The sequence below is a fragment of the Nostoc sp. C110 genome (genome assembly GCF_043099725.1).
Classification (GTDB): Bacteria; Cyanobacteriota; Cyanobacteriia; order Cyanobacteriales; family Nostocaceae; genus Nostoc; species Nostoc muscorum_A.
Genome location: NZ_CP171148.1, coordinates 7,039,025 through 7,051,350, shown reverse-complemented (window position 1 = coordinate 7,051,350; position 12,326 = coordinate 7,039,025). Strand labels below are relative to the sequence as shown.

Here is a 12,326-nt window from a genome sequence, read left to right as displayed (position 1 = left end):
TGTTCTTAGTTTAGCAATATGTATAGACAGGTGCTTAACTCGTGAACGCACCTGTCCATATATCAAAGGCAGAATTGCAACTCTTAATTACAAATTAACAATTATTTATGCACCACTACTAAAGTCCCATAGCTAGCCCAATTGTAAACATTGCGTGCTTGCTTAACAGGTAAATTTACGCAACCGTGGCTGACTGGAGTGCCAAAACGATTATGCCAGTAAGCGCCGTGGATAGCGTAGCCTCTGTAAAAATACATTGTGTAAGGAACGTCAGGAATATTGTAGCCCCTGCCTCGCATCCGGTGAGTGCGATACTTAGAATTAATCCGAAATCTACCTATGGGTGTGGGAGTAGATCGCTTCCCTCCAGAAATACGGTATGAATAAACAAGTTTTTTACCTTCCCATGCACGTAACCGTTGTTCTGACAGGTCAATTTCAATTAAGCGAGGTTGGGATGTTTGGCTGATATTAAACTCAGTGATACCATTTTCATCTACTGACGCAGCGATCGCTGTAGTAGAATGGCGATCGCCTGCTAACGGTGCTGACCAAGAAAATAAAGCCACCACCATCAGCGCTACGCCTGTACAAAAAGTTTTGGAAGAACGAATCCCACCACTACGAATCCAGGATTGCATTATGCCTCACCTTCTAAAGTACGCAAAAATTATGAAGTGAAGTAATTTTCTGGAAACTACAAATTTCCAGGGTGATTACTAATTTGCTGTGAAGGATTTACGCAATTCATCCGCTAATGCTTTTCCAAACCAGTCCTAAACTAATCCGCATCTAATTAGTCATTGGTCATTTGTCATTCATTAATGACTAATAACAACTTTTACAATAAAAATCTGTAATTTAAATGCGTCAATGCAAATTTTCCCCGCATTAATATTTGCATTTGTAGTTTCACACAGTAATTGTCAGGATTTACGCTTATTTCTTTGGGGCAAACTGGATAATACCAAATTTAGGAAAGGACTTTTAGTCCTAAATACCAAATCTAAAATCCAAAATTGGTCTGAATACCCTCTTATATATTTTATTTCAAATTCAGTAATTCCGACTCCGAAGATTCCCAGCATAAAATCTTGCTGGGAATCACTTAATTGTCTTGATTTGTTGTTATTTATGATTTTACCTAAATTGCCTTCTGACTGCTTCACCTACTATTTTTGGATGACTACTGGTGTCCCTACCGATGCCCACTCAAATAGCCATTTAGCGTGTTTAGGTGCAAGATTCACACAGCCGTGGCTCACTGGCGTGCCAAACCTTTTATGCCAGTAAGCCCCATGAATACCGTAATTCCCTTGATAAAACATTGCATGAGGAACGTTAGGAACATTGTAGTTTTCTCCCCGCATCCGTGTAGTTTTGAATTTGGATTGAATTTTAAATGTACCAACAAGAGTGGGAGTTGCTTTTTTTCCCGAGGAAATAGCACTTCCATAAACCACTCTGTCACCTTCCCAAGCTATTAATCGTTGCCTTGAAAGGTCAATTTGAATCCAGCGCTGCTCCGATTTTTGTAATGTCTGGATTTTTTGGGCAATTACTTGATCTTTGGAATTTGCCCAAACTTCACTCGTTCCAGTAGTAGTAAAAACACTTAAAGACAGTGCTGTACCAGTAAGCAGTATTTTTAAGCGATGCACCCAGTCAGGATAAATCAGTTTTTTCATTTTAGATACACTCACACTCAAATCATGAAGTCTTGAGAAACTTATCAGGTTTCACTTTTATTCCCTATCTATTACTTTAATAGACGTGAATTTTTGATGATTTGATTCTAATTTAACCTAACTGTTGTATGAGGTTTTTTGCCCTAGATGCGATCGCTTGCCAATTTCCCTCTGTGACAAGCTTTTTGGGAAATAATTCACCGCTCAAACCGACAGCGATCGCTCCGGCTTGCAAAAATTCTTTAGCATTTTCCAGAGTGACACCGCCTGTAGGAATTAAGGGAATCTGACTTAGTGGCCCTTGCAAACTTTTAATATAATCAGCCCCTCCCACTGCTTGTACAGGGAACACTTTTACACAACTAGCGCCCTGACTCCAAGCGGTAACAATTTCTGTAGGAGTCAACGCTCCTGGGATGATAGGTATATCTTTTTCTTGTGCTGCTTGAATCATTGCTGAATCAACATGGGGTGTGAAGAGGAATTGCGCCCCAGATGCGATCGCTTCTTGTAGCTGTTGCACATTGAATAACGTACCTGTGCCAATAGTACAAGTGGGTAATTCTGAGCGTAGTTGACTGATTAATTCTCCAGCGCGATCGCTATTCCAGGTAATCTCAATCAGCTGCATTCCCCCAGATGCTACAGCCATTGCCATTTCGTGTCCCACTTCAAGTTTAGGGGCGCGGATAACTGCGATCGCACGATGTTTTTGCAATTGTGATAACCAAATTTCATTAGGCATTTTGACTGGGAATTAGGAATTAAGGACATTCCAGTAAGGTGTTTTAGCGCGACAGCGTAACGCACCTGTTATCTGTAGGCGGCGCATTAGGCTTAACTCCGTAACTACTGGATAATTTATTTTCTGGAAGTCCCATAAGTCCAATACAGACCTAACTCTATCTGCAAGAGCAAGTACTCTCTATTCTGAAGATATGCAAGATGGGTTAATAGTAGCTAGCTAATTAAGAATTGTGAATCGTTTAAAAAAGGCTAGAAACTGCATCTAAGCTGTTTCTAGCCTTTATTTAATTAATGGGCAGTACCAGACTCGAACTGATGACATCCTGCTTGTAAGGCAGGCGCTCTACCAACTGAGCTAACCGCCCGCTTGACCAATCCTTAACTAATATAGCAGAAGATTTTGCATTGCGCTAGTAGTTTTGGGAAAATCTTTTTTTCTCTTATACTGGCTCAGTATTAAGTTACTCAGCATGGGCTCAACGCCCCGCTATCGCTAACAGGATTAAGGATGCCCTCTGGTCGGACGCACGATCGCATTACTATGTATGCTCTGCCGTTGGTGGCGGGCATTACTTTCTGGCAGACTCGCAGTAGCAATGCGACTTTGTTGGTTGCAGGCGGGTTTCTATTTGGAGGGCTGATGTTTGGCCCCGATTTGGATATTTACTCTGTGCAATTTCAACGCTGGGGTTTCTTGCGCTGGATTTGGCTACCTTATCAAAAAAGTCTGCGGCATCGTTCTTTTTTATCCCACGGGCCAATTATTGGCACGATTCTGCGGATACTTTATCTAGGGTGTTTGCTAGCTATCTTGGCAATTTTGGTTTTGGCAATTGCTGAAAAATTATGGAATCTGAGTTTTACTTGGCAAGATTTGGGTGGAACTTTGGGGCGATCGCTCCTGCAATATGATACTGAATATATCGCCCTGTTTTTAGGGTTGGAACTTGGTGCAATGAGCCATTCTCTTAGCGATTGGACTGGTTCGGCATACAAGCGCGTGCGAAAGCAAGGGGTTCGGGGGTTGCTTCCTAGTGGCAAAATGAAGAAGCGGAAAGTTACAAGTCGCGGTACTCGTCGAGCTACAGTTACCAGAAAGAGCAACGGCAGAACGACAAAGGACAAATGACAAATGACAAATGACAAAGTTGAGACTTTGGCAGCTTTGCAGGAATTGATTGAGGTGGTGGCGAAATTGCGATCGCCTGATGGTGGTTGTCCGTGGGATTTGGCGCAAACTGCTGAAACGCTTACGCCTTATGTGATTGAAGAAGCTTATGAGGTAGTGGATGCAATTAAGAGTGGGGATAAAGGAGCGATCGCAGAAGAATTAGGCGATTTATTATTACAGGTGGTATTGCAAGCCCAAATCGCTAGCGAATCTGGACAATTTTCTCTCAAAGAAATAACTCAGGGGATTTCCCAAAAGTTGATTCGCCGTCATCCTCATGTATTTGGTGATGTGTCAGTAGCCAGTGTGGATGAGGTGCGGCAAAATTGGGAACAAATTAAAGCGCAGGAAAAAGGCGAACCATCCCCAGACGCGCAAAAACTTAGTGCTAAACTTGGTCGTTATGGGCGCACCCTTCCCCCGTTGACGGCAGCGATGAAGATTTCTCAAAAGGCTGCTGCCATTGGCTTTGAATGGGAAAATATTCAGGGCGTTTGGGATAAGTTTCATGAAGAATTGGGTGAATTTCAACAGGCTTTAGCTGAGGAAACACCAGCGCGACAACAAGCAGAATTAGGCGATTTACTCTTTGCAGTTATTCAGCTAGCCCGTTGGCATAATCTTGATCCTAGTGCTGGTTTGCAAGGTACAAATCAGCGATTTGTCCAGCGATTAGAAAAAATGGAGGTAGTTGTTGCTCGCCCCCTTTCTGATTACAGTTTGGATGAGCTAGAAAATTTGTGGCAACAGGCAAAAGCCCAACTTGCCAAAGAAGGCTCGTGAATTAATTTCTAATTATCGAACAGAATTCAGGAGTCAGAATGGGCTAAACGCCCCGCTACCGCTAACAGGAGTCAGAATGAATTTTGTACGAAAAAGCAGATAGCGTAACACTCCGTGGAAGCAAGCTACGTGCAGCGTCTCAAGCCCTAATTTTCAGCTAGGGGCAATTTATAAATTTCCCCTAGCGCCAAATAGTAAATTAAGTACAGGCGACATCATAGCCAAGCTCGATCGTATTGAACAGGCCAGAGTTTATCGTGTCCTAACTGTTTAGCTGCCAGATGCGGCCAATAAGGATTGCGGAGTAGTTCACGTCCTAACAACACTATATCGGCTACTTCGGTGCGAATAATCTCGTCAGCGTGTTCAGGAGCTGTAATTAAGCCTACGGCTCCTGTATGGATATTGGCTTCGCGGCGGATGCGTTCGGCAAACTGAGTCTGATAACCAGGTTGAATTGGGATCTTGACACCTGGTATAATTCCCCCTGATGAAGTATCGATGAGATCAACCCCTAGAGACTTAAGCTTGTCACTTAAAGCGATACTTTGCTCAATGTCCCAGCCCCCATCTACCCAATCGCTAGCAGAAATACGTACCCAGAGTGGATTTGTCTGGGGCCAAACCTCTCGAACTGCTTGAACAACTTCTATAAGCAGACGAATCCGATTTTCAAAGCTACCACCATAATCATCTTGCCGTTGGTTAGCAAGGGGTGAGAGAAACTGGTGGAGTAGATAACCGTGAGCAGCATGGATTTCCACTATCTTAAAACCAGCTTGCAGAGAACGTTTAGCACCTTGGACAAAGGCATCAATAACTTCCTGAATTCCCTCAAGACTTAGGGCTTCTGGAACTGGACTATCTTGGCTAAAGGCGATCGCACTACTCGAAACTAAGGGCCGCCAACCTTCCTGAGATTCATCCAGCGTTTTCCCTCCCTTACTGGGTTTGGCAGTGCTGGCCTTTCTACCTGCATGAGCAAGTTGAATCCCTGCAACAGCGCCAAAGTTATGAATCAATGCCACAGTTTTGGCTAAAGTTTCTATATGTGCATCTGACCAGATTCCCAAATCTTGTGGGCTAATGCGTCCACGCGGTTCTATAGCTGCTGCTTCTGTGAACACTATACCCGCACCGCCTACTGCACGAGAAGCTAAATGAATAACGTGCCAATCATTAGCATATCCATTCGTACTGGAATATTGACACATGGGTGAAACAGCAATGCGGTTGCGGAAGGTAACTTCACGAATCTTGAATGGTTCAAACAGATGTGCCATTAATTATTGATTCCTTCTCTTGCTAGGTAAAACAAATTGGGGAGATTTACAGGATGAACTCGATCGATTTTGCATGAAATAGCTAGAGATATTATACGGAGGAGATTCTAGTAGAAAAACTAGAGTAACCCAGATAGCATTAAAGGTTGCAAATACTAATGCAATGTTCAATGCTGCTTCTCGTAATACAGGCGGCTCACGAACGAGTCGCACAAGACTCATAAATCCCACCTGCGGAACAATCTATGAGACGCGCAAAGAAGGTGGAATTCTTATATGGAAAGTGTTTCGTTCATGTGGAATTGGTGGTTTATTTCCGTCGTAGCACAGTAGAAGCCTGATTAAGATTTGGATAAATCGGCTTATCATCAGACTCTTGTCTCTGCAATTCCCAGATATCACATCCTACTTCTTCTTGATCCACTAATAACTGTAGATTATCTGGTAATTTAGTTTTTTGCGAAATTGTCCAATTTTCTCCATATAAACATTCTCTTTCAATTTGTCCAGAAAACATAAGTTTACTCTCCAGTAATGTCACAGCTTAAGTTTAGTAACTCCTAATTTCTGAAAGACGAAGTAATAAATTCTCATCTTTCATTTTCATTCGCATTTAAAATACACTTACTATTTGTCCCTAATATTGTTTTTTAATAAAATTTCTCATTTGTGGATAGTTAATTAGCTCTTTTAGCTTCTGAGTTTTGGATTACTTTTCTCGACCTAATTGGACTTCTTCACCGATTTAAGATTTTCCAGAAAAGACCGAGTGTGCTTAATAAAACTATATTTAATGCCACTAAATTGATTGTGAGTTCCTTGACAGTTTTATTCATAAAAGACCTTTTTGAGATTGGAAACCCCAACCTCAAAAAAACTAATTTGGGGTAATTCACTCATTAAGACTCCTGAATTTTCCCCCTTCCCGCGTCTGGCTTGGGAAGGAGATTAGGTTTTTGGTAGACTTTTTCATATAACGTGAAAAGTCAGGTAATAGGGCTAAAAGTTTATTTGGCACTAAATTTTGAGTTTATTGGCTAATTAAGACAATTTACCGATTAAACTACTGTAACTCGACCAACTTAAAGTAGTATGCATTTATGAGGTTTGCATAGATCGTGCTAAAAAACAAGAGTTTGTTGAGATTTATTAATATTACTCATTCAGAGAGTTAAGTCTGTGGCGAAAACTTTCTAAAAAAAATAAATAACAAGTATAATTTTTATCCTCAATGGTTAAAACAACAGATTCTGCGTCGAATGCGTTATGGGATGTTTTAAAAATCTCTTTGTCGGTATCAAAAGTTCTAGATGCCTCTAAATCTATGCCACCTGCTCATCGGGGAGACTTCCCTTGGCGCTCAATACTGCCCGGTTAAAGGGAAAAGCGTAAGGGGAAAGGGAGTAGAAGGCTCGATATATAAGGTTTTTTCCCCTTTAACCTGAGTCCATTTCCCCCAAAACCCGACAAGTATTGCCTTGGCGCTAGCCTTTCCCACATCCCCTTAAAAAGGCTGATTTTGACTGTAGTCGATGCCGAGAATTTGACCAGCAGTTTGCTGTCCAAATTAGGATGTTTCCAATATTTTCGCCATTACCATTGTGAAAAAGGGTATTTTACTAAATTGCTGTTGAAATATCTGGAATCATCAGAAACTTCTTGTCCAATCCAACTTGGTAGTTCAATTTGTTGATTTTCATCATTCAGTTCAACTTCTGCCAAGATTAATCCTTTATTAACACCATCAAACTCATCTATTTCCCAAATCAAACCACCCGATTGAATTTTATATCTGATTTTTTCTATAAAGGGACGTTCACATAATGCCTCAAGCATTTCTTGAGCATCTTCAACAGGAATAGGATACTCAAACTCTAATCTCGAATATTTTATACTGGGGCCTTTAATAGTCAAATAACTCTTTTCCCCTACTATACGTATGCGTACAGCAGCTTTGTCTTGTGTGGCAATGTATCCTTGACGATATACACTACCTTCAACTAATCCTCTCCAGCTATCTCCTTTCACTAAAAATTTCCGCTCTATTTCTTTCGCCATTTTAGTTACCTGATTATTTGTTTTTGTCTAGAAACAAGCTGAGTTATTTTCAAAAAAATCCATGCGATCGCTCATTTGCACGATGACGATCTTCTAATTCAGCGTCTCCCACTAGTCAACTGCTGTAAAGATTTAGGTCTGTCAAATTTTTCAACTGCATACTCTGACTCTAATACACCCTTACCTAACTTTAAAATATGTTGGTAATAACAAGCTCTACTAGGGGTGGAGAATAAGTACTTCGTAAGGGTTCAAAGTACGTCAAAATTTAGATAAACGCGATCGCACCTAACGATAATGCAGATTACCCAAAGTCTCCATACAGCAATTCTTGTGACTGATTTAGAACGCTCTGAACAGTTTTATGGCAAAGTGTTGGGACTATCCAAAATAGATCGTTCCCTGAAATACGCTGGTGCATGGTATCAAGTCGGTAACTATCAGATTCACCTAATAGTTGCACCTACTGTTCCTACTGAAAACCCCAACGAAAAATGGGGACGTAACCCCCACGTCGCTTTCTCGGTTGCTAACTTGGACGCTGCAAAACAAGAGTTGCTCGATCATAATTATCCCATTCAACCCAGCGCTTCCGGTCGCCCTGCCCTATTCACTCAAGATCCTGATGGAAATATTATTGAATTGAGTCAGGAATGAGGGGAAGTGGCAGAGGGCAGGGGGAGGAAGAACTATTTAATTGACAAATGACAAATGACAAATGACCAATGAAAATAATTGCTTACTCTTACACCAATCCGCTATTAGAATCTTCTCCCGATCAAGCTGATTGGGGATGGGAGGTGGATCGGGTTTATGAAGATTTGGGTAAGCCAGAGTCTTCTGGACACGCTACGCGATCGCAATTACAACAATTATTTACTGATTGCGAAACTGAACCAGCAGATTATCTCTTGATTCGGCGACTGGAAGAATTAGGGGATACTGTAGAGGAAATTAGCGATCGCTTACATAAACTCGAAGCGATGGGAGTAGCGATAATCGCCACAGAACAACCCTATACTTCCGAAAATTATCCTTTGGGTGCTGACTTGCTGAATTTGCTAAATGCAATCCAACGCCAACAACGTAGTCGTCGCATCCGTCAAGGACACGCCCGTAATCGTCTTGAGGTTGCGCCGCCACCCGGCAAAGTTCCCTACGGCTATCGCAGAGGTAAGGGAAAATATACTGTTGATCGCAGTACTTCACCAGTAGTCAAAGATTTTTTTGAACACTTTTTACTCTACGGTTCCCTGCGGGGTTCGGTTCGTTACTTGGCGAAAAAATACGGCAAAAAAATCTCTGTCACAACTGGGCGACGCTGGTTGACTAATCCAGTTTATCGCGGCAATACAGCTTACCAAAATGGTGAAATTATCTCTAATACACATATTCCGATAATTTCTAAAGAAGAAGCAGCCCAAGTTGACCGACTTTTACGCCGTAATAGCCGTTTACCATCCCGAACTGCTAGTGCTAAACGTTCTTTAGCTGGGTTGGTTGTCTGTGCTGAGTGTCAGTCACATTTGACAGTTACTCGTGTCACCCAACGCAACCAAGATAAGGAGTATCTTTATTTGCGTTCTACTAGCTGTCCTCAACGCCCAAAGTGTAAGGCTATTTCCTACGAAGAAGTTTTGGAACAAACAATTGAAACGGTTTGCCGTGACTTACCCTTAGCTGTCGCGGGGGTGAATTTTCCCCAATTGGATGCAGTCAAGAATAATTTAGGGCAAGCGATCGCTCGTCAGCAAGAAATACTTGCTCAGTTACCTGCTTTAATCGAAACTGGAATTTTAGATGTTGAAACAGCAAAGCTAAGGGCTTACAAACTCCGCACAGAAATTTCTGCACTTGAAGCAAAGTTGGCGACTCTTCCCCCAGTTAATTTGCGTTCTGTTGCTCAAGCTGTTTCAATATCCCAATTTTGGTTAGATTTGTCGGAAACAGAGCGACGATTTTACTTTCGAGAATTTATCAGACAAATTAAGATTACTATTCAGAATAAAGAGTTGCAATTACAAGTTATTTTTATTTTTTAATGCCAGTGTTAAAAATAAATAATATATCCCTATCAATACCTAAATTATTCACTATTTAACCACGAAGTAATTCTAAAATTTACCAAATTGTGATTAATAAAACCTTTCTAATATTTAATTCTATTGCTCATTAGTGTGTCTCATTATCTCGTTCTCTGTCTTCGGATGGGAATGCCTAAAATGAGGCTCTGTCTTTTAACTTTCGGCAGAGGCAATGACGTGCATTTCAAGCCTCTGGCTAGAAACGAGGCTATTAGCCTTAGAATAAATTCCAAGGTAAAATGCTAAAGAACCGGAAGATTTAAAAAATATTGGTAATTACTTAAGTATTCACCCAAAAGTATATGCACTAGGGGTAATACTCTGCGGTAAGCTGCTTCTGTACGTTCGTGCAGCGTGTCGCAGTAGCTTGCCCTTACCGAATTATCAGGGTTTTGGCTATTGTTTGCGTAAGTCATATTATTATCCAAATAAATTAAAACTAATTTTTTTAAGTATTCAGCACGTCCTTAAACCACTGCAACAAATGCTCCATATATTTCTGAATTTATCTAGATAAAAATTAGGTAGATAAAAATTAAACTAAGCATCATGTTCAAAAAAATAAATACAAGTTAATTTACGGACTAAGGAACAGGTGATAAATAATTTTTTGACTGTATTATTTTTATCATTTTCCGATTTATATGTTATTTCAATAGTTAAGATAAATTTTTCAAAAAATAGCGCTAATCAGATAAAGTTGAGTTAATCTTGGAAACTAGCAATTGTTAAGAATATACGTTGCTACTGGGTGGCAACATTGGAGATTCACTTTGGTCTCTATGTAATCAAACCAGCAAGTAAAATGATTAACATAGAATATGCAAGAAGGAAGCTTTATTTGGAGTCATCTAGAAAAACAGCATCGCACGGTTGGCAGATGGATTGATTGGGTATGGCTAATAGTATTGCTGTTGGCAGCAGTATTACTGTTTAGCATCAATCTGGGAGGATTGCCCCTGCGCGACTGGGATGAAGGGACTGTGGCACAGGTTGCTCGTGAAATTTGGCACGCCCCAGCAGGTTCAATGCGTTGGCTTTTCCCAACGCTAGGAGGCGAACCATATCATAACAAGCCGCCTTTGATACATTTGCTAATTGCCTGGGCTTATTCTCTAGGAGGCGAAAATGAGTTCACAACTCGCCTACCTGGAGCAATTTTAACAGCCACATCTGTACCTTTACTGTATTGCATTGCCCGAGAGATATTTCGCCAACGTTGGGCTGCTATTTATAGCGCCTTAATTTATCTAACAATGCTACCTGTGGTGCGTCATGGGCGGCTGGCAATGTTGGATGGGGCGATGGTAAGTTTTTTGATGGTGATGATGTTGTGCGTGTTGCGATCGCGCCGAGATTTACGTTATTGCCTTGGTGTTGGTGTCAGTTTTGGGTTAATTTGCCTAACTCAAGGACTGCTAGGTGTGTTGCTAGGTGCGATCGCGATCGTATTTCTGTTTTGGGATACGCCACGGCTGCTCACCTGCTACTATCTGTGGATAGCAATCTTCATTGGCATTTTGCCTGTAGCTGGTTGGTATAGTGCCCAACTAATTCATTATGGTTACACTTTCGCCCAAGTTGGGCTTGTAAACCCATCACTAGGTCGAATTGGCTCATTTGTAGAGGGTAATTCTGAACCACCTTGGTACTATGTGGTTGAACTTCTCAAATACACATGGCCGTGGTTATTATTCTTACCGCAAACTGTCCGCTTAACCTGGGAAAATCGCAACCTTAGCTGGGCAAAACTAGTAATGGCGTGGAGTGGTGTTTATCTATTGGTAATTTCTTTCATGATTACCAAAGTCCCCTGGTATTTATTCCCGATTTACCCCAGTTTAGCTTTAGCTTTTGGTATCCAGTTATCAGAGACAGAAAATTCGCCTTTACTTTCATCCTATCCCCGCGCTTGGGTTGCTGGTTTGGCGATACTTGCTGTAGTTGCTTCTGCTGGTAGCATTTATTTCAGTTGGGGTACAACATCACAAACAGATTTACAACTGATTTTTGCCGCAGTCGCTTTAACTATGACCTTAGCAGCTATTTTGGCAGAACGAGGCGACGGGCAATTTCTGAAGATTTTGTTTTGGGGAAGTTACCTTTCGCTGCTGCTGTTAATGAAATCTAACTACTGGGTTTGGGAATTATCTGAAGCCTATCCAGTTAAACCAGTGGCCGCTATGATTGTGCGGGCAAATCCGGCTACGAGGAAGATTTACACATCTTTTGCTTACCGTCGTCCCTCGCTGGATTATTATAGCGATCGCACCATTATTCCCGCTTCTGTTGGCGAACTGGAATATTATTGGCACTACAACGGGCAACCCTACTTTCTACTTCATGCATCTGCTTTGAACAATCTCCAACTAGATTCGATGAAGTTAATTGACCAAGCTGAAGGCTGGAAGTTAGTTACAAAAGAAATTAATCGTCTTTAAGTTGGGTATTGGGCATGGGGCATTGGGCATTGGGTATTGGTTATTAAATTCTTGCCAGACTGTAATTAACA

The 12,326-nt window shown here is 41.3% G+C and carries 13 protein-coding genes and 1 tRNA gene; 6 read left to right on the top strand and 8 right to left on the bottom strand.

Annotation, left to right across the window (positions count from 1 at the left end; genetic code table 11):
* Positions 1-101: 101 nt before the first annotated feature.
* The 4 genes from ACFFRD_RS35230 to ACFFRD_RS35215 all read right to left on the bottom strand — a co-directional run bounded on the left by ACFFRD_RS35230 (position 102) and on the right by ACFFRD_RS35215 (position 2,800).
* Positions 102-641, bottom strand: a complete 540-nt coding sequence (locus ACFFRD_RS35230; protein WP_392480574.1) for a L,D-transpeptidase — start codon at positions 639-641, stop codon at positions 102-104.
* Positions 642-1,172: 531 nt separating this feature from the next.
* Complete coding sequence (locus tag ACFFRD_RS35225; protein ID WP_392480572.1) at positions 1,173-1,688, bottom strand: L,D-transpeptidase; 516 nt, start codon at positions 1,686-1,688, stop codon at positions 1,173-1,175.
* Between the two features lie 112 nt (positions 1,689-1,800).
* Positions 1,801-2,433 (bottom strand): bifunctional 4-hydroxy-2-oxoglutarate aldolase/2-dehydro-3-deoxy-phosphogluconate aldolase, encoded by a 633-nt coding sequence (locus ACFFRD_RS35220; RefSeq protein WP_392480570.1) that lies wholly within the window; start codon positions 2,431-2,433, stop codon positions 1,801-1,803.
* A gap of 294 nt (positions 2,434-2,727) precedes the next feature.
* Positions 2,728-2,800, bottom strand: a tRNA-Val gene (locus tag ACFFRD_RS35215).
* A 143-nt stretch (positions 2,801-2,943) separates the two neighbouring features.
* On the opposite strand from ACFFRD_RS35215, the gene ACFFRD_RS35210 reads away from it, so the two are divergent.
* Both ACFFRD_RS35210 and mazG read left to right on the top strand, forming a co-directional pair.
* Positions 2,944-3,564 carry a metal-binding protein gene (locus ACFFRD_RS35210; RefSeq protein ID WP_392480567.1) on the top strand — a complete coding sequence of 207 codons (621 nt, stop codon included), beginning with the start codon at positions 2,944-2,946 and terminating at the stop codon, positions 3,562-3,564.
* A 3-nt stretch (positions 3,565-3,567) separates the two neighbouring features.
* Positions 3,568-4,389 carry a nucleoside triphosphate pyrophosphohydrolase gene (gene mazG, locus ACFFRD_RS35205; protein WP_392480565.1) on the top strand — a complete coding sequence of 274 codons (822 nt, stop codon included), beginning with the start codon at positions 3,568-3,570 and terminating at the stop codon, positions 4,387-4,389.
* A 215-nt stretch (positions 4,390-4,604) separates the two neighbouring features.
* Here mazG and namA read toward each other — a convergent pair whose 3' ends face one another.
* Both namA and ACFFRD_RS35195 read right to left on the bottom strand, forming a co-directional pair.
* On the bottom strand, positions 4,605-5,672 hold the full coding sequence (gene namA / locus ACFFRD_RS35200; RefSeq protein WP_392480563.1) for an NADPH dehydrogenase NamA: 1,068 nt from the start codon (positions 5,670-5,672) through the stop codon (positions 4,605-4,607).
* A gap of 310 nt (positions 5,673-5,982) precedes the next feature.
* On the bottom strand, positions 5,983-6,189 hold the full coding sequence (locus ACFFRD_RS35195; protein WP_392480561.1) for a hypothetical protein: 207 nt from the start codon (positions 6,187-6,189) through the stop codon (positions 5,983-5,985).
* 714 nt (positions 6,190-6,903) lie between these two features.
* Between ACFFRD_RS35195 and ACFFRD_RS35190 the strand changes: the two genes are divergently transcribed.
* A complete protein-coding gene (locus ACFFRD_RS35190) occupies positions 6,904-7,050 on the top strand; it encodes a hypothetical protein (RefSeq protein WP_392480560.1) in 147 nt (48 codons plus the stop codon).
* A 215-nt stretch (positions 7,051-7,265) separates the two neighbouring features.
* Here the strand turns inward: ACFFRD_RS35190 and ACFFRD_RS35185 are convergent, their stop codons facing one another.
* Entirely contained in the window at positions 7,266-7,730 is a 465-nt protein-coding gene (locus ACFFRD_RS35185) for a CYTH domain-containing protein (RefSeq protein WP_392480558.1), read from the bottom strand.
* Between the two features lie 297 nt (positions 7,731-8,027).
* On the opposite strand from ACFFRD_RS35185, the gene ACFFRD_RS35180 reads away from it, so the two are divergent.
* Together ACFFRD_RS35180 and ACFFRD_RS35175 are read left to right on the top strand one after the other, a co-directional pair.
* On the top strand, positions 8,028-8,387 hold the full coding sequence (locus ACFFRD_RS35180) for a VOC family protein (RefSeq protein WP_190936212.1): 360 nt from the start codon (positions 8,028-8,030) through the stop codon (positions 8,385-8,387).
* 68 nt (positions 8,388-8,455) lie between these two features.
* Entirely contained in the window at positions 8,456-9,772 is a 1,317-nt protein-coding gene (locus tag ACFFRD_RS35175; protein WP_392480556.1) for a recombinase family protein, read from the top strand.
* Between the two features lie 284 nt (positions 9,773-10,056).
* Here ACFFRD_RS35175 and ACFFRD_RS35170 read toward each other — a convergent pair whose 3' ends face one another.
* Positions 10,057-10,230: a hypothetical protein gene (locus tag ACFFRD_RS35170; RefSeq protein ID WP_392480554.1), complete on the bottom strand. Its 174-nt coding sequence runs from the start codon at positions 10,228-10,230 to the stop codon at positions 10,057-10,059.
* A 405-nt stretch (positions 10,231-10,635) separates the two neighbouring features.
* On the opposite strand from ACFFRD_RS35170, the gene ACFFRD_RS35165 reads away from it, so the two are divergent.
* The gene (locus ACFFRD_RS35165; protein ID WP_392480551.1) at positions 10,636-12,255 is read left to right on the top strand and encodes an ArnT family glycosyltransferase; all 1,620 of its coding nucleotides are present in this window, start codon (positions 10,636-10,638) and stop codon (positions 12,253-12,255) included.
* The last annotated feature ends 71 nt before the right edge of the window (positions 12,256-12,326 follow it).